We start from the raw sequence: 17,027 nt of genomic DNA, 5'->3' as shown, positions 1-17,027 counted from the left end.
CTTGTTTTTAATGGATTTTGCAGCTTTCAATTCAAAAAAATAGAAGCTGTATGACTTGTTGTAAGTTACAGAAAATATAGTAAAGCTCGTTTCTTTTGTTATGCGCGCATAGCTAAATGGGAATACTTTAAAGCATTTAAAAATGGAGAAATAGTATATTACGCTATGTTTAAAAGCTGTTATATGACAGTTCCTTATTTCAATTAGATTTTATTAAACTATGTATAATTCTCGAATTGCCGGAATGGGTGCTTATGTTCCCGAAAATGTGGTTACCAATGACGATTTGTCTCAAATTATGGAAACCAATGATGCTTGGATTCAAGAACGCACGGGTATTCAAGAACGCCGTCATATTAAAGAAGGAGATGGTAACAGCACTGCTGTAATGGGCGTGAAAGCGGCAAAAATTGCTTTAGAGCGCGCTAAAATGACACCTCAGGATATTGATATGGTTGTTTTTGCGACTTTGAGTCCAGATTATTATTTCCCGGGTTGTGGAGTGCAAGTTCAGCAAATGCTGGGGATGCGTACCGTACCGGCGTTAGATGTGCGTAATCAGTGTAGCGGTTTTGTATATGCGATAGCTACTGCAGACCAGTTTATTAAAACCGGAATGTATAAAAATATTCTGGTTATTGGTTCTGAAAACCACAGTGGCGGACTGGATATGACCACACGTGGTCGTAGTGTTTCGGTTATTTTTGGAGATGGAGCAGGAGCAGCGGTGTTGACACGAGAAGAAGATAACAGCAAAGGGATTTTATCTACGCATTTACATAGTGAAGGAGAACACGCACTCGAACTTTCATTAAAAGGTCCCAGCACCATGGAGTGGGTGCCCGAACTGATTGAGAAAAATCCACAAGAGGATATCCCGTATTATCCGTATATGAACGGACAGTTTGTGTTTAAAAATGCGGTTGTGCGCTTCGCGGAAGTAATTAATGAAGGTTTAGAGAAAAACAATCTTAAAGCGGAAGATATTGATATGTTGATTCCGCATCAGGCGAATTTGCGTATCTCTCAATTTGTACAGAAGAAATTTGGGTTATCAGACGATCAGGTGTTTAACAACATTCAGAAATACGGTAATACCACAGCAGCTTCAATCCCAATAGCATTAACCGAAGCTTGGGAAGAAGGAAAAATAAAGGAAGGTGATACGGTGGTCTTAGCTGCTTTTGGTAGCGGATTTACTTGGGCGAGTGCCATTATCAAGTGGTAAATCCCCTTAACCCCCGAAGGGGGAGTATTAAAGTAAACTACCTCCCGGGTATTAAGACCTTGGCGGTTCCAATTAAAAAGAGAGCAATTCAATTACTCTCTTTTTAATTCTAAATTACTAGGATTTACTTACTACCGCGTAAAAATATGATGCTGCGTTGCCGTAAAGTAATCTCTAAAAACCTGATTGAGCGGATGCTCTTTTCTCGCAGCTCTTATACCTAAAAGTGGATGCAAACTTATGATTTGACCACTAAGTTGTTTTACAGAACCAGAGGCTGTTTGATGAATTTCTGAAATACGTTTGAGATGAATTGTTTTTTCTGATGCGGTCTGTTTTTCAATTTCAGCAGCGATAGTAAAGAGTTGGGTTTCTGCCTTATCGAGATTTTCTTTAAAAATTTTAAGCTGTTCTGATTCTAGAATATTTACAGCTTCTTCCAGGTAATGCAACCCCATACCGATGTAATTGATCCAAAGTGTCAAATCTGCAAACACGCTAAAGTTGATTTTAAAAATAGCATGTGGTAGCTGAAACTCATTATAGATAAAACTGTTATCCTGATGCGTACGGTATTTTTCTACTGAAAAGGAACACGTAGCGGTTGCCTGTAATCCCATCGTCTGCCAATCGTCAATAACAGTCACCGCTTGTTTAGGAATCACAAAAGACCTGAACTGTGCTGAACCATCATTATTTAAAAGTTCCTTGCCTTTTTTTGTGATTTTTGCGTTTAGCGTAAAGTGGGTGAGATACGGAGCGCCGGTTCCGTATTTCCAGGTTCCGTTAAGGATGTAGTGATCGTCAGTTTTTTCAGCAGTGCCAAACATACCACCGCTTCCGCCTAAAATTGTGTTTCCGGTTTCTGTAAGAAAAACCCGCTCAGCAGTTTCGGGCTTCAGGTTTCCTATAAAATAATTTGCACCGCTACATAGCGTGATTGTCCAACCCAAACTACCGTCTATTTGTGCGAGTTCTTTCAGTTTGTGTAAACCTTCTGTAAGGGGAAGTTCGAGTCCATTATAGGCTTTCGGTACCCAAATATTCCAAAGATTTTCTTCAGCAATCCATTTTAATAATTTCATATTAAAAACAGATTGATTGGCGCAATGTGTTCTAAGATTCTGCCAGTTGTACATTTGATTCTTGTTTAATGAGTGCTCTCCATTTTAAATATCCCAATGTGCCCACAATAAATAGGAATACCGTTAAGCCGGCGTAAATGTATAATTCTTTATATATGAGTAAGGGAATTGAGATGATATTGCTGATGTTGAGGTAAATCCAATTTTCAATTTTCCGTTTTGCCATCAGCCACATTCCCGCCCAGGCAAAAGCACTCACAACAGCGTCTAAATAGGGTACATCTGAGTTGGTATGTCGCGTGAGCCAGTAGCACATTAGAATAAAGCAACCGGCAACAATGCCTAGTGCTTTAAGATGCTCGTTGCGGGTAGAATAAGCAATGGGCGCTTCTTGTTTTTCTTTGCCAAACTTCCAATACAGCCAGCCATAAATACTCATCACAAGATAGTAGAGGTGAAGTAAAATATCAGCGTAGAGCTTAGAATGGTATAGCACCCATACACTGATGAAGATACTAATGATGCCAAAAAGATAATTGTTGACGTTGTTCTTACGGGCGAGTAAAACCTGAGTGATACCAAAGCCGGTACCAATCCATTGCAGCCAGACAAAATTCATAAAAAACTCCTCCATTGTAATCGATTAAAAATGTATTTAATGAGGAGATGAACCTTAAAGTAGAAGCACAAAAGTTGTGTCGCACAAAATCCCTACGCCAGTACTAACCGGATCAGGTGTGAGGTAAAGCCTCTGGGTATCATCTCAGCCTACTTTTATTTGAGTAAGCACCCCATTTATGGTTGTAAAGTTAGGTGTATACCATTAAAAAAACGCCCTAAAATCATAGAGATTTAGGGCGTTTTTAAGAAGTCTTTTAAGAGTATTATTTTTTCTTCGGTTTAAATACCGGAAGTATTTTTGTGGAAATTTCGCCAAAACCAATGCGGGCAGCTCCGGTTTTTTCACAATGTCCGCGTACAATCACGGTATCTTTATCTTCAATAAATTTACGGTCACCACCTTCTTTCAATTTAACAGGTTTAGAACCCTTCCAGCTCAGTTCTAACATAGAACCATAAGACTTAGGAGTAGGTCCTGAAATGGTACCACTTCCCATCATATCTCCACTATTTACCGGGCAACCGTTAATGGTATGATGCGCCAGTTGCTGGCTCATATTCCAGTATAAATGTTTAAAGTTTGATTTAGAAACGACTGTTTCTTCTTTATTTTCAGGCTTGATGCTAACTTCAAGGTTGATATCAAACGTCTTTTTTCCTGTAAATTCTAAATACGGAAGGACTTCTTTTTCCGGCTTTGGGCTTGCAGTTCTAAAAGGCTCTAAAGCGTCTAAAGTAACAATCCAAGGAGATACCGAAGAGGCAAAGTTCTTTCCTAAGAATGGTCCTAACGGAGCATATTCCCAACGCTGAATGTCGCGGGCACTCCAATCATTAAATAATACAAGACCGAAAATGTATTCTTCTGCTTGATCAGCAGGAATAGGTTGTCCCAATTCGTTTGCGTCTGTTGTAATGAATGCCATCTCCAGTTCAAAGTCTAACTGACGTGAGGGACCAAAAATAGGTTGGCTCGCACCGTTAGGCAACTTCTGGCCTTGCGGTCTGTGAACCGGTATCCCTGAAGGTATGATAGAGCTGCTGCGCCCGTGATAAGCAACCGGCATGTGCAACCAATTAGGCATCAACGCATTTTCAGGATCGCGGAACATCGCACCTACATTAGTAGCGTGTTCTTTACTGCTGTAGAAATCTGTGTAATCCCCTATTTGTACAGGCAGTTGCATTTCTACCTCATCAAGTGCAAAAATAACCGTATCGCGATGATCGGGGTTATCTCTTAGATCAGGATTACTTTCTTCAAAAATTTCAGAAATACGATTACGTACGGCACGCCATGTTTTGCGACCATCGGCAATAAAGTCGTTTAGGGTATCCTGTAGAAAAATATCGTCGGTAAGCGGTATACCCTCAAAATAGCCTAGTTGGTGTAGTGCTCCCAGATCTATTGCAAAATCTCCAATGCGTGTACCTATTGTAATGATATCATCACGAGTTAAAAACACACCAAAAGGAATATTTTGAATAGGGAAATCTGTTTGCGCAGGCGTTTCCAGCCAGGTTTTACGTTTAGGATCGTTAGTCTTTGAAGGCATATATTTTTAATAAAATGTTAGTAAATGCTCGTTTCAAATATAGAATTAAAATAGTACCAACCAATTCTAATGATTACTTTTGCACCTAATTTAACAAACTTTATAAAGCATGCAACGGGATACTGAAATCTTTGATCTTATTCAGGAAGAAAAACAACGTCAACTTAATGGTTTAGAGTTAATTGCATCAGAGAACTTTGTCAGTGAGCAAGTTATGGAAGCTGCAGGCTCTGTGCTTACCAATAAATATGCAGAAGGGTATCCCGGAAAGCGTTATTATGGGGGCTGTGAAGTAGTAGATGAGGTAGAACAAATCGCGATAGACCGCGCCAAAGAACTTTTTGGAGCAGCATATGCTAACGTACAGCCACATTCTGGTTCACAAGCAAATACTGCAGTTTTTCACGCAGTGATGAAACCGGGAGAGACTTTTTTAGGTTTTGACCTTTCTCATGGAGGGCACCTAACACACGGTTCTCCGGTAAACTTCTCAGGTCGTTTATACAATCCGGTATTTTACGGGGTTGATAAAGAGACCGGATTATTAAATTATGATAAGATCGAAGCGCTTGCTGTGCAAGAAAAACCAAAGATGATCATTGCCGGTGCATCTGCATACAGCCGTGAGATTGATTATAAGCGTTTCCGTGAAATCGCAGACAAGGTAGGAGCGATCCTTATGTGTGATATGGCACACCCTGCCGGTTTGATCGCAAAAGGAATCATCGGTGATCCGGTACCACATTGTCATATTTGTACAACTACAACACATAAAACTTTACGCGGACCGCGTGGTGGTTTAATAGTGATGGGTCAAGATTTTGAAAACCCATTTGGTATCAAATTAAAGAACGGAAACTTGCGTATGATGTCTTCTTTATTAGACAGCGGAATTTTCCCCGGGAATCAAGGTGGACCTCTAGAGCATATTATTGCTGCTAAAGCAATAGCTTTTGGAGAAGCACTTACTGATGATTTCTTACATTATATGGTTCAGGTGAAAAAGAACGCAGCTGTAATGGCTGCTGCCTTTGTGGAAAAAGGATACGATATCATCAGTGGAGGTACAGACAATCACATGATGTTGATCGACCTTAGAAATAAAGATATTTCCGGTAAAGATGCTGAAGAAGCTTTAGGAAAAGCAGACATCACCGTTAATAAGAATATGGTACCTTTTGATACCCGATCTCCATTTGTAACTTCCGGGATGCGTATAGGTGTTGCTGCGGTAACTACCCGTGGATTAGTAGAAGCTGATATGACTAAGGTTGTTGAGCTTATAGATGCAGCTTTAATGAACTTTCAGGATGATGATAAACTAGAAGAACTTGCTGGTCAGGTAAACGAGATGATGGGAGACCGTCCTTTGTTTAAACACTAAGCCTGTTTTAAACTAGAACTAGAAAGAGCCCGAAGCTTTTGCTTCGGGTTTTTTAGTTATAGGATTTCGGTAACGGTAATTTTTTGATCTCTAAACCTAATAGTTTCTCCGATTTGAGTTCCCGTTAGTAATTCGCCAATAGGAGAAGCACTCGAGATACAATACACATTTCCGGTTTCTAGCTTGAGTTCGCCATATGGGATTCCAATAAAGTAATTCGCTTTATCGGTAAGCACTAAGCTACCTTCACCTACCAGTGTATTTGGCGTCATACTGATTCGGTTTAAAACCTCTTTTTGTTTTTCAACCTGATCCATCTGTCCCTGTGTGCGTTCCATTTCTTGCTGAATCATTTCAACACCGGTTTCATATTTATCACCGGCACTGCTTTTACCATCGCTTTCACGGGATTCAATAAGGCTGGCTTTAGTCTCTTGTAGTTGAGTAAGTTTAGCGTTTAAACGCACATGTAATTCTTGAATAAGTGCTTTCTTTTGCATGTAGCAATTTTGTTTTTTAAGGCGGGCGAAATTAGTCTAAAAGCGCATAGCTTGTTCTATTTTTTTCGCAGTAGCGGGATATTTTTTGTGAATTTTCACTTTTGTTCTTTTATTACCTTTGTATTCGAGAATCTATCGTGAAAGCCATTTTTAGTCACTAAATAAGAGAGTCTGTCGAAGGGTATTAATCGGCATAAACTACGGATGAGAATTGTTTTTCCGTCAGGCTTGTTTCCTTGTTCGGTTACAACAATAGTTTTAGTAACATATTTACCTGCAGTTTTCTGAAAGAAATATTCTGACAGCCCGTAATAAGCTAAAAATATCAGAAGCATCATTCCATAACCTATAGCCATTAATAAGTCATTATTTGAGGTCACAAAAACCGAATCAAGAGCCAGACTGGCGGTTAAAGCCAGTAGTAAAAAAACAACAAAGTCAATGATAAAATTGACAAAGCGAACCCCAGAGCTGCTCACATAATCCTGTATTTCTTTTACCGCATCATTATCTTGTGCTACAGCCTTAACCAGATTAGCCATTTGCAGTTTGGAGATCTTTCTACGCGAGAGTTCGTCTTCTGCGACTTGTACAGCTTCAGGTTCATATTTATGCACTTCAACTGTGACAATCTTAACCAGTTCTTTATCAGAACATTTTTTCAGTTGAGACAAATAGGGTTTTTCCTTGCTCATTATTTTTTCAGGAATTTTTTTAAAGGTGCGATAAATTTAGGAAAACGTTCAATATGCGGCAGGTGACCGGTATTCGGGATTTCTACGAGTTCGCTGTTGGGTATTTTTTGTTGAGTAGCTTTTCCCAATTCATTATAAAGTCCCATTGTTTTACGTACATCTTCTGATACCAAGGGTTTGCCCAAAGCCGTGCGGTCGCGCGTTCCGATAATGAGTAAAGTAGGTACGTGTATTTCACTAAATTCATACACTACCGGTTGGGTAAAAATCATATCGTAAGTAAGCGCAGCATTCCAGGCAATGGTCTCGTATTCAGAATTAAGCGTCCAACCTGCTAAGAGATTTACCCATTCATCATAAGCAGGATCCCAGTTTCCGTCATAATAGCTTTCCAGTTGGTATTTTTTAATAGAAGCATACTCTTTTTTAAGTTCGTTTTTATACCACCATTCCACAGGTTTGTAAGGAACTTTCAATTTCCAGTCTTCCAGACCAATCGGATTTTCTAAGATCAGTTTTTCGGTAGTTTCAGGAAACATCAGCGCAAAACGTGTAGCGAGCATGCCGCCCATAGAATGCCCCAGAACTGCTGTTTTCTCAACACCTATACTGTCTAAAACTGTTTTGGTGCTCAAAGCTAATTGCTGAAAGGTGTAGTGAAAATGATCAGGTTTAGTAGATTTTCCAAAGCCAATCTGATCCGGTACAATTACACGGTAACCCTCCGCAGTCAATGCCTCAATCGTAGTTTTCCAGTAAGCACCATTAAAGTTTTTACCGTGGAATAACATAATATTTTTACCGTTGTAATGGTTCGGTTTAACATCCATAAACGCCATCTCCAATGCTTGGTTTTGTGCATTTACAGTAATAGTTGAAACCGGATAGGGATACTCATAATTGGCAAGTTGCAGATCTAATAATTGCAATTCAGATTCCTGAGCGGCGAGGAGTGAAGTTGCGAGAATGAATAGGGACAAGAGGAGGTTTTTCAAAACTTTATTTTTTAAGATTTCTTAATTCGAGATATTCAAGGTTACTAAATTTAAAAGCCCTGTTCAACACTTTAATAAATCTTTAAACTATAACGGGAGAGTGTTTTTTTTCTGAAATATTTTAATGTACAGTGTTATGAAATAGCAAGCTATAACTCGCTGTAAATCCCTACAACTTTTTGCGCTTACCGGAACAACAATCTTGACGATGCCTAAAATTTTATGGAGTTGCTCTGAAGAAAAAAAGACATCGGTTCGTTTTGGGACTCTATACCCAAGATGGAAGAAGCGATTGCAGAATAGAATAATCAGAATCTTGATTTTTTAATTCATTTCATTTAGGAGACTTTAAAGATCGGGGTACTGATGCAAAACCTGAAGATACATTGTGATTTTTAAAAGATATCGAAGCTGTTTTTCAGCAATTCAAAGGATCCAAATACCACGCGTTGGGCAATCACGATGTGGATAGTATTTGCAAAGCGGAATTCTTAAATCACATTTCAAATAGCAGACACAAACACGCAAAGAATTAGTACTTCTATGATTCAGAGAGTTTTCATTCTATTGTGCTTGATGCCAATTATGACGCTGAAGGAACCGATCATTTCTTTGCAGAAGGCTCCGATTGGGAAAATGACAATATCCCGGAAGAAGAATTAGCGTGGTTACGTGATGATTTAGCTCAAAACAAAAAACCTACTGTTGTTTTTTGTCATCATCCACTTTATGAATTCTATAAAGAAGGTTCAAAATTTCATGTGACCAATTTTGCAGAAGTTCAGCAGATATTACAAGAAAACAGTTGGGTTGTAGCTTGTTTGCACGGGCATGTACATAAAGAAGATGTAAGTATCATAAACGGGATTACCTACATTACTAGACTGGGAATGGTTGATTTTTCGGGTATTGAAAACAATGCATTTAGTATTGTTTAGGTCTCAGAAGATGGACTTAAAATTGAAGGTTATAAACGCTCCAGCAGCTCAGATTTTAAATGGTCTTAAATATCAATTGCCGTGGTTGCATAGATTTCCTTTAGAACAAAATAACTTTCCAAAACTCCTATATTAGCTATCTTAGATAATTTTGAACGTACAAACTCATGGTACATCTCGAGACTTTCTAGATGAATTTTCAGGAAGAAATCAACCTTTCCGGCCATATGATAACATTCCTGTACTTCAACCAATTCTTTGATCTGGCGTTCAAAGGTGTCGATAAATCCTTCATTGTGATAGCGTAGCGAAACCATACAAATCGCGGTTACTGGTCTGTTGAGCTTTTTCTTGTCAAGAATGGCTACATAATTTTTGATATACCCTTTCTTTTCCAAGCGGCGCACGCGTTCATAAACCGGGGAAGCCGTTAAATGCAATTGATCTGCAATTTCCTTAGTGGTAAGTTTTGCATTTTCCTGCAAGATTCTTAAAATCTTTAAATCGGTTTCATCAAGTAGTTCCATATTCAGAAAAATTTACTGATTGTTCTAGCTTAAATAAGATTTGAAGCAGTTTTAATCTTTTAAAGTGATTTTTTAAAGATAAAAATACTTTATTTTTTTGATTTAACAGATAATTAAAGGGTTTCGGGATGCTGCTTTATACTTTTATACTAATAAAACTTTCAGTCATGAAAATATTGATTACAGGAGCTTTTGGTCAGTTAGGAACCGCTTTAACAGAAGCATTGATCAACACGTATGGCAGTAAATCTGTTATAGCAACAGACTTAAACGTTCGAGATACGTTTAGTTGTGAAACCTTAAAACTTGACGTGACCAATCTTGAAGCTCTGGATGAAGTTGTGCGTACACACCAGATTACACAAATCTATCACTTGGCTGCAGTTTTATCTGCAAAAGGAGAATTAGAACCACTCAAAACCTGGGATCTTAATAATTCAACTTTTTTCAATGTTTTAGAAGTAGCGCGTTTAAACGAGGTACGTAAAGTATTTTTCCCAAGTTCTATTGCTGTTTTTGGAGCAGATGCGCGTAATCAAATTACTTCTAATGACTTTCCGCTAAATCCAACAACGGTTTATGGGATTAGTAAAGTAGCCGGAGAGCATTGGGCGAGTTACTACAACGCAAAATATAATATGGATGTGCGTTGCTTGCGTTATCCAGGACTAATAAGTTATCAGTCTCTTCCGGGAGGTGGTACGACAGATTACGCAGTTGATATTTTTCATAAAGCGGTAAATGGTGAAGATTTTGAGTGTTATTTGAGTAAGGATACTCAATTGCCTATGCTTTATATGGATGATGCAATTGATGCAACCATCCGTCTAATGGAAGCTCCTAAAAAAGCAATCACTCGTGTAGGGTATAATATTCAGGGAGTGAGTTTTTCTCCGGAAATGATAGCAGAAGAGATTCGTAAAAATATTCCTAAACTTACAGTAGTATACAATCCAGATAACCGTCAGAAAATAGCAGAAAGCTGGCCCATAGCTTTAGATGATACTCCGGCACGTATGGATTGGGGTTGGGAGCCAGAATTTGATTTAAAGCGTATGACCGAAGAAATGTTATACAGATTGGCTCAAAAAAAAAGAACTAACGCATTTATGCACGCTTAAAAAAACAGACTCATGTTTACATCAGTTAGAGAAAGTATACAACAAGAATTAGAAGAGATAAAAGAGGCCGGTCTTTATAAAGAAGAGCGGATTATAACCACACCTCAAAAAGCAGAAATAAATACTGAAAAAGGAAATGAAGTACTCAACTTTTGTGCAAACAATTACCTAGGGCTTTCTTCTCATCCAGATATTATTGAAGCGAGTATTGATACTTTAAAAAGCCATGGCTACGGGATGTCTTCTGTACGTTTTATCTGTGGAACGCAGGATATTCATAAAGAACTGGAGCGTAAAACTGCAGAGTTTTTAGGGATGGAAGACTGTATTTTATATGCAGCAGCTTTTGATGCAAACGGCGGTGTTTTTGAGCCGATTTTAACAAAAGAAGATGCAATCATATCAGATGAGTTAAACCACGCCAGTATCATTGATGGAATTCGCTTATGTAAAGCCATGCGTCACCGTTATAAGAATAATAATATGGAAGCGCTTGAGGAAGAATTGAAAAAAGCTTCCGGAGCGCGTCGCAGACTTATTGTTACCGATGGAGTTTTCTCTATGGATGGTACTATCGCCCAACTGGATAAAATCTGTGATCTTGCAGAAAAATACGATGCAATGGTGATGGTAGATGATTGCCATGCGACTGGTTTTATAGGTGAGAATGGTAAAGGAACGCACGAATACAACAACGTGATGGGGCGTATTGATATTATTACCGGTACTTACGGAAAGGCTTTAGGTGGAGCTTCTGGTGGATTTACAGCTGCCCGCAAAGAGATTGTAGATATGCTGCGCCAGAAATCAAGACCTTATTTGTTCTCAAATACATTAGCGCCTGCAATCGCTGGAGCTTCAATCAAGGCGATTGATATGCTGAGTGAATCAGGAGGCTTAATTAACAAAGTGCAAAAAAATGCAATGCGTTTCAGAAATGAAATGACTGAAGCTGGATTTGATATTATCTCCGGTGAGCATCCTATCGTGCCTATAATGTTATATGATGCAAAAGTAGCTCAGGAATTTGCTGCTCGTCTTTTAGATGAAGGTATTTATGTAGTTGCATTTTTCTACCCGGTAGTTCCTAAAGAAAAAGCGCGCATACGTGTACAGCTTTCTGCAGGTCATAGTGATGCACATATAACAAAAGCAGTTGCTGCTTTTATTAAAGTGGGTAAAGCACTTGGTGTAATCTAATAGTCGTAAACCTTTAATAAAAAAAGCCTCATTCTTTAAAGAATGAGGCTTTTTTTATTAAAATACACAGATAAGTATATTTTAATATTATGTTAATTTAATATAATGATTGGGTAACATATGGGTTAAGAGTGAGTGTACGTATTGATATTTTCGAAAAGAATTAAAAATTATCAATCAACAGTTAAATCTAACTTAATGTTATGACACATTCACAAATCAATTTAACTCGGTATTTACGGCTTTTACTCTTGCTTTTGCCATTTATAGGTTTTAGTCAAAAGCAAATTTCTGGGACAGTTGTAGATGATCAGGGTATACCTATTATAGGAGCTTCTGTGATAGAGAAAGGAACCCCAAATGGAACGACAACAGATTTTGATGGAAATTTTGATTTAGAAATAGCTCAAGATAATTCAGTAGTTAAAATCTCATATGTTGGTTTTATTACTAAAGAGGTTGAAGCTGGATCTTCTTCTGTTTTAAATATTACTTTAGAAACAGATACACAAAGTTTAGAGGAAGTAGTAGTAATAGGTTATGGTACTCAAAAAAGAGAAGAAGTTACCACAGCAATTGCTACTGTAAAATCTGAGGATTTCAACCCTGGTTTGATACAAGATGCCGGAGATCTTATCAAAGGTAAAGTTGCCGGTCTAAGCATATCTAATGGTTCTGGTGATCCATCAGCTACTTCAAATGTTTCTTTAAGAGGGGTTTCTACACTGCAAGGGAATACCCAGCCACTTATTTTGATTAACGGCTTACCGGGGAGTTTAAATAGTGTAGCTCCTAACGACATTGCAAGTATAGATGTTTTAAAAGATGCTTCAGCTTCAGCAATCTATGGTACGCGAGGAGCTAATGGAGTTATCTTGATAACAACAAAAAGCGGAAAAGTAAATACGAAGCCTAGCTTATCTTATTCACATTATGTTTCTTCTTCACAATTTACTAGAAAGGCAGATTTTCTAGATGCAGGAGATGTACGCAGGTTACGTGCAGACGGTGTTAATTTGCCACAGTATAATGACTTAGGATACGAGACAAATTGGCTTGATGCAATTACTCGAACGGCGATTACACAAAATCACAACCTTACATTTAGTGGTGGTGGTGATTACTCTACTTATAGTGTAAATACTAATTACCTGGATCAGCAAGGTGTGTTTAAAAAATCTTTTAATGAAGAGTTTAGAATAGGAGCAGACCTTACGCATAGTATGTTTGATGGTGTTTTGAAATTTACAGCAAGTTTTCTGTCTGGATCTCAGGATATAGGAGCTTTAGGTGATGGTGCATCTTTTGATAGTAGAATATACAGACAAGCATTAATACGCAACCCAACAGATCGTATTTACAATGATGCCGGAGACTACGTTCAAGATGGTACAGTTTTGCAGTATGTAAATCCCGTGAGTATGATTGATTTGACAGATGGAGATATTCAGAGTGACTGGGTTCGATTAAATGGAAATATCACTCTAGAGCCGGTAAAAGGCTGGGTAAATAACTTGTTTTTAGGTAGTAATAGAAATACTAATCTTAGAGGCTTTTACGAAGCAAAAGAATATTTAGGGTATAACGGAGATAGTAGAAATGGTTTTGCTTCAAGATATACCAGTAAGAGCAAAACAGATCTTTTAGAATTTACTTCAAAGTATAATAAGTCATTTGAAAATCACTCTTTTTCTGTATTAGGAGGTTATAGCTATCAGTATAATATAAATGAAAGTTTTTATGCAACAAATAGAGATTTTCCTACAAATGCGTTTGGCTATAATAATTTAGGACAAGGGCAAGGTCTTCAAAATGGATTGGCTAGTATGGGAAGTGCTAAAGACGATAATACCCTTGTAGGGTTCTTCGGTAGAGTTTCATATAGCTATAAATCCAGATATAACTTATTAGCAAGTATGCGTAGAGAAGGTTCTTCTAAATTTGGAACTAATAATAAGTGGGGTGATTTCCCAGCTGTTTCTGTTGGTTGGAATATTAGCAGAGAAGAGTTTATGGAAAATGCAGATTTTGTAAACAATTTAAAATTACGTGCCGGTTATGGTGAAACAGGTATTATTCCTGGTCAATCTTATTTATCTCAATCTTTATTTTCGTATAGCTCTAGAGCTTATTTAAATGGTGAATGGATTAGAGGACTAACTCCAGATTTACAAGGTGGTAACCCTAACCCAGACCTTAGATGGGAAGTTTCTCGCGAATTTAATGTTGGTCTTGACTTTGCATTTTTTAATAATAGAATTAATGGTAGCTTAGATGTGTATCGTAAAAGAACTAAAGATCTTTTATTTGATTATAGTGTGCCTACTCCTCCTAACCTTGTAGGTATAACAAAAGCTAATGTTGGAGAGATGCAAAATCAGGGGTTTGAATTGTTATTAAATGTAAACCCTGTAAAGACTAAAGATTTTTCTTGGGATGCTAACATAACCTTATCTCATAATAAAAATGAGTTAGTAAGTCTTTCTAATGACCTTTACCAAATTGAAGGAAATTATATCAATTATGGTACCTTAAGTGAACCTGTTTCTCAAATTACGCATCGTATTGAAGTAGGACAGCCTGTTAGTCAATTCTGGGGTTTAAAGTCTGTAGATGTTGATTATTATGAGGCAAGAGATGCTTTTGGAGAAGGTAATTACTGGACAATAGAGCTTCCTGATGGAAGTAGAGTGCCATGGGATAATGCTTTAGATACAGATGAAAACAGACAATTTCTAGGTAATGGTATACCTGCATATAATATAGGTATTACTAATACTTTTAAGTACAAAAGCTTTGACTTAAGCTTTGTATTTACAGGAGCTTTAGACTTTCAAATACTCAATGCTCAGCGTGTCTTCTACGAGTACCCACATATTCCTTACAATGTCTTGAATTCAGCTTTTGATCCTGTTTATGGTAAAGATGTAACATTGAGCAATCAAATAGGGCAAAAGTTTGTGAGTTACTATATAGAAAATGGAGATTATCTTAAGCTAAACAATGTGACTTTAGGGTATAATTTCAATACTACAAACTTGGATGTTGTTGATGCTCTTAGATTATATGTATCAGGAAATAATTTAGCAATCATTACAGGTTATTCTGGTATTGATCCTGAAATAGACCGAGGTTCTGTGTTAACTCAAGGGACCGATGATAGAGATAAATACCCAAGCACGAGAACTTTCACGCTAGGACTCAATGTTAATTTTTAAATCGTTGATTATGAAATTTATAAAAGATATTAAAGTTTGTTTATTGTTTTTTGGTTTGACAGCAGTAAGCTGTACAGATCTTGATGAGACGGTTTATAGTAGTATAACTGCTGAAGGGACTACACTTACAGCAGATGATTTAGATGCTATTATAGTGCCTCCTTATGCTTCTCTACGAGATATTTATTGGGGATGGGATGGAATGTTTGATGCATATGAGGAGTCTTCAGATCTAATTGTAACTCCTGCTCGTGTAGGAATAGGTTGGGGTCAGCAGTATGTTAATATGCACCAACACACTTGGCTTTCAGATTTATCTCATATAGAAGCTTTGTGGAGTAGAACTTATAGTAGTATTAACCAAATCAATAGAGCTATATTACAGATAGAAGGTCTTGAAAATAAAGAAGTAACAGATGTGTATTTAGCAGAATTGAGAGGAATGCGTGCTATGTGTTATTATATTTTATATGATAATTATAGGAATATACCGCTTGTAAAACGTTTTGATTTGCCAGAAGGATTTTTGCCAGAACAGAGCGATAATAGAGAAGTCTATGATTTTATAGTTAATGAACTAGAGGAGGTAATGCCGTTGTTAAGTACAGATGGTCAAGGAAGCTATGGTAGGTTCAATCAATTTGCTGCAAAAATGACTTTAGCTAAAATGTACATTAACTCTGAAGTTTATATAGGTGAGTCTAAGTGGGAAGAAGCTATAAGTGAGGTGCAGGATATTATAGATAGTGGTGAGTTTAGTTTGACTCCAGAATTTTCAGATGTTTTTGCATTAGATAATGAGAATTTAGTAGAGGCTATTTTTGCAATTCCTTATGATAATATTGAAGCTAGCGGTTCTTATTTGGCCTTTAAAGCACTTTATGGAAAAAGTAGAGAAACATTTGATTTAGCAGGATCTCCTTGGGGCGGTAGTGCTGCAATTCCTCAATTTATTGATACTTATGACGAAGATGACGCACGTTTAGAAACAACTTGGTTGGGAGGATTACAATATTCAAGCTCTGGAGCTCCTATATTACTTGATGAGAATGATCCTAATAGCCAGTTAAATTATACTAATTATATAAAAAGTGTAAATGAAGCCGGACCTACAGAAGGTTATAGATTTGTACGTTATGAAATAGGTTCAGGTGTCGTGGCAACTTATGGAACAGATGTTCCTTTTTATAGATATACAGATGCTTTAATGATTAAAGCAGAATGTTTATTGCGTTTAGGAAGAGCTGATGAAGCGGCTAGTATTGTTTCAGAAGTGAGACAGCGAGCTTTTAAAGATTCAGATCCATCTAAAGCAGTTGTAACCGGAGCAGAATTAATGCAAGGAAGTACATATGAGTACGGAAAATATGAAGATGGTGAAATCACAAATTATGAAGGTGGAGATGATATCGAGTATGGTAGATTCTTAGATGAGCTAGCTTGGGAATTTGTAGGAGAACATCATAGAAAACAAGATTTGATTCGATTTGGAGTTTACACCACAAAATCTTGGTTTTCACATTCTCCTAATGGAGATTTTAGAAAAATATTTCCAATACCATTAAGTCAAATGCAGACTAATTCTAATTTGGATCAAAATCCTGGATATTAGAAAAACCGATACTTAATTTTAGAAAACCTCATTCCACTAGGAGTGAGGTTTTTTTATTTTTAAACAATTTGTGTTACGTTTTTTAGCAACCTACGTCTGATGCTCAAAGTTTTATAATTATTTGATATAGAATGAATTGTTTTTCTTTTTTGGCTAAGACTTTTTTAATCAATCTCTATTTTTAAAAGAGCGAGAAAAAATACTAGCAATGCTCTAAAACAAATTATGCTTAAAAAAACAGAAATAGAGTTGCAGCATTTTATTTCTCATTTAGGTCTTGATTTAGACGAAGTTTTAAATAAAGATATTTTCTGCCAGATACTCAGAGGTTTTACGTCAAAAGGTAC

At 37.2% G+C, this 17,027-nt stretch carries 14 protein-coding genes; 7 read left to right on the top strand and 7 right to left on the bottom strand.

Annotation, left to right across the window (positions count from 1 at the left end; genetic code table 11):
• Positions 1-220 precede the first annotated feature (220 nt).
• Positions 221-1,228 (top strand): 3-oxoacyl-ACP synthase III family protein, encoded by a 1,008-nt coding sequence (locus BUB91_RS12905; protein WP_073099706.1) that lies wholly within the window; start codon positions 221-223, stop codon positions 1,226-1,228.
• Between the two features lie 131 nt (positions 1,229-1,359).
• On the opposite strand, the gene BUB91_RS12900 is transcribed toward BUB91_RS12905, so the two are convergent.
• The 3 genes from BUB91_RS12900 to fahA form a co-directional block, all read right to left on the bottom strand.
• A complete protein-coding gene (locus tag BUB91_RS12900; RefSeq protein ID WP_241652609.1) occupies positions 1,360-2,313 on the bottom strand; it encodes an acyl-CoA dehydrogenase family protein in 954 nt (317 codons plus the stop codon).
• 31 nt (positions 2,314-2,344) lie between these two features.
• On the bottom strand, positions 2,345-2,947 hold the full coding sequence (pnuC, locus tag BUB91_RS12895) for a nicotinamide riboside transporter PnuC (RefSeq protein WP_073099704.1): 603 nt from the start codon (positions 2,945-2,947) through the stop codon (positions 2,345-2,347).
• 250 nt (positions 2,948-3,197) lie between these two features.
• A complete protein-coding gene (fahA, locus tag BUB91_RS12890) occupies positions 3,198-4,490 on the bottom strand; it encodes a fumarylacetoacetase (protein ID WP_073099703.1) in 1,293 nt (430 codons plus the stop codon).
• A 109-nt stretch (positions 4,491-4,599) separates the two neighbouring features.
• Here fahA and glyA point away from each other — a divergent pair, with 109 nt between their 5' ends.
• Positions 4,600-5,874 carry a serine hydroxymethyltransferase gene (gene glyA / locus BUB91_RS12885; RefSeq protein ID WP_073099702.1) on the top strand — a complete coding sequence of 425 codons (1,275 nt, stop codon included), beginning with the start codon at positions 4,600-4,602 and terminating at the stop codon, positions 5,872-5,874.
• A 56-nt stretch (positions 5,875-5,930) separates the two neighbouring features.
• On the opposite strand, the gene BUB91_RS12880 is transcribed toward glyA, so the two are convergent.
• The 3 genes from BUB91_RS12880 to BUB91_RS12870 all read right to left on the bottom strand — a co-directional run bounded on the left by BUB91_RS12880 (position 5,931) and on the right by BUB91_RS12870 (position 8,064).
• Complete coding sequence (locus BUB91_RS12880; RefSeq protein WP_073099701.1) at positions 5,931-6,374, bottom strand: hypothetical protein; 444 nt, start codon at positions 6,372-6,374, stop codon at positions 5,931-5,933.
• A gap of 95 nt (positions 6,375-6,469) precedes the next feature.
• On the bottom strand, positions 6,470-7,069 hold the full coding sequence (locus tag BUB91_RS12875) for an RDD family protein (protein ID WP_073099700.1): 600 nt from the start codon (positions 7,067-7,069) through the stop codon (positions 6,470-6,472).
• On the bottom strand, positions 7,069-8,064 hold the full coding sequence (locus tag BUB91_RS12870; protein WP_073099699.1) for an alpha/beta fold hydrolase: 996 nt from the start codon (positions 8,062-8,064) through the stop codon (positions 7,069-7,071). Before BUB91_RS12870 ends, BUB91_RS12875 begins: the two co-directional genes overlap by 1 nt.
• A 569-nt stretch (positions 8,065-8,633) precedes the next feature.
• Between BUB91_RS12870 and BUB91_RS12865 the strand changes: the two genes are divergently transcribed.
• Positions 8,634-9,002 (top strand): metallophosphoesterase family protein, encoded by a 369-nt coding sequence (locus tag BUB91_RS12865; RefSeq protein WP_073099698.1) that lies wholly within the window; start codon positions 8,634-8,636, stop codon positions 9,000-9,002.
• A 65-nt stretch (positions 9,003-9,067) separates the two neighbouring features.
• Here the strand turns inward: BUB91_RS12865 and BUB91_RS12860 are convergent, their stop codons facing one another.
• Positions 9,068-9,529, bottom strand: a complete 462-nt coding sequence (locus BUB91_RS12860; RefSeq protein WP_073099697.1) for an Lrp/AsnC family transcriptional regulator — start codon at positions 9,527-9,529, stop codon at positions 9,068-9,070.
• A 167-nt stretch (positions 9,530-9,696) separates the two neighbouring features.
• Here BUB91_RS12860 and BUB91_RS12855 point away from each other — a divergent pair, with 167 nt between their 5' ends.
• The 4 genes from BUB91_RS12855 (at position 9,697) to BUB91_RS12840 (ending at position 16,680) form a co-directional block, all read left to right on the top strand.
• Positions 9,697-10,650, top strand: coding sequence for an NAD-dependent epimerase/dehydratase family protein (locus tag BUB91_RS12855; protein WP_073099696.1), 954 nt, complete (start codon positions 9,697-9,699; stop codon positions 10,648-10,650).
• 12 nt (positions 10,651-10,662) lie between these two features.
• Positions 10,663-11,850 (top strand): glycine C-acetyltransferase, encoded by a 1,188-nt coding sequence (kbl, locus tag BUB91_RS12850; protein ID WP_073099695.1) that lies wholly within the window; start codon positions 10,663-10,665, stop codon positions 11,848-11,850.
• A gap of 203 nt (positions 11,851-12,053) precedes the next feature.
• A complete protein-coding gene (locus BUB91_RS12845) occupies positions 12,054-15,068 on the top strand; it encodes a SusC/RagA family TonB-linked outer membrane protein (protein WP_083557946.1) in 3,015 nt (1,004 codons plus the stop codon).
• A 10-nt stretch (positions 15,069-15,078) separates the two neighbouring features.
• On the top strand, positions 15,079-16,680 hold the full coding sequence (locus tag BUB91_RS12840; protein WP_073099755.1) for a RagB/SusD family nutrient uptake outer membrane protein: 1,602 nt from the start codon (positions 15,079-15,081) through the stop codon (positions 16,678-16,680).
• Positions 16,681-17,027: the final 347 nt, after the last annotated feature.

Origin of the sequence: Leeuwenhoekiella marinoflava DSM 3653, from assembly GCF_900129005.1 — a bacterium.
GTDB lineage: Bacteria > Bacteroidota > Bacteroidia > Flavobacteriales > Flavobacteriaceae > Leeuwenhoekiella > Leeuwenhoekiella marinoflava.
The sequence above is the reverse complement of the archived record's forward strand: the minus strand, read 5'-3'. Positions and strand labels throughout refer to the sequence as shown.

Bases quoted from the DNA above. Each gene is read 5' to 3' on its own strand.
- BUB91_RS12905 (WP_073099706.1), top strand. From the start codon at position 221: ATGTATAATTCTCGAATTGCCGGAATGGGTGCTTATGTTCCCGAAAAT.
- BUB91_RS12860 (WP_073099697.1), bottom strand. From the start codon at position 9,529: ATGGAACTACTTGATGAAACCGATTTAAAGATTTTAAGAATCTTGCAG.
- BUB91_RS12845 (WP_083557946.1), top strand. From the start codon at position 12,054: ATGACACATTCACAAATCAATTTAACTCGGTATTTACGGCTTTTACTC.
- BUB91_RS12900 (WP_241652609.1), bottom strand. From the start codon at position 2,313: ATGAAATTATTAAAATGGATTGCTGAAGAAAATCTTTGGAATATTTGG.
- fahA (WP_073099703.1), bottom strand. From the start codon at position 4,490: ATGCCTTCAAAGACTAACGATCCTAAACGTAAAACCTGGCTGGAAACG.
- glyA (WP_073099702.1), top strand. From the start codon at position 4,600: ATGCAACGGGATACTGAAATCTTTGATCTTATTCAGGAAGAAAAACAA.
- BUB91_RS12875 (WP_073099700.1), bottom strand. From the start codon at position 7,069: ATGAGCAAGGAAAAACCCTATTTGTCTCAACTGAAAAAATGTTCTGAT.
- kbl (WP_073099695.1), top strand. From the start codon at position 10,663: ATGTTTACATCAGTTAGAGAAAGTATACAACAAGAATTAGAAGAGATA.
- pnuC (WP_073099704.1), bottom strand. From the start codon at position 2,947: ATGGAGGAGTTTTTTATGAATTTTGTCTGGCTGCAATGGATTGGTACC.
- BUB91_RS12855 (WP_073099696.1), top strand. From the start codon at position 9,697: ATGAAAATATTGATTACAGGAGCTTTTGGTCAGTTAGGAACCGCTTTA.
- BUB91_RS12840 (WP_073099755.1), top strand. From the start codon at position 15,079: ATGAAATTTATAAAAGATATTAAAGTTTGTTTATTGTTTTTTGGTTTG.
- BUB91_RS12880 (WP_073099701.1), bottom strand. From the start codon at position 6,374: ATGCAAAAGAAAGCACTTATTCAAGAATTACATGTGCGTTTAAACGCT.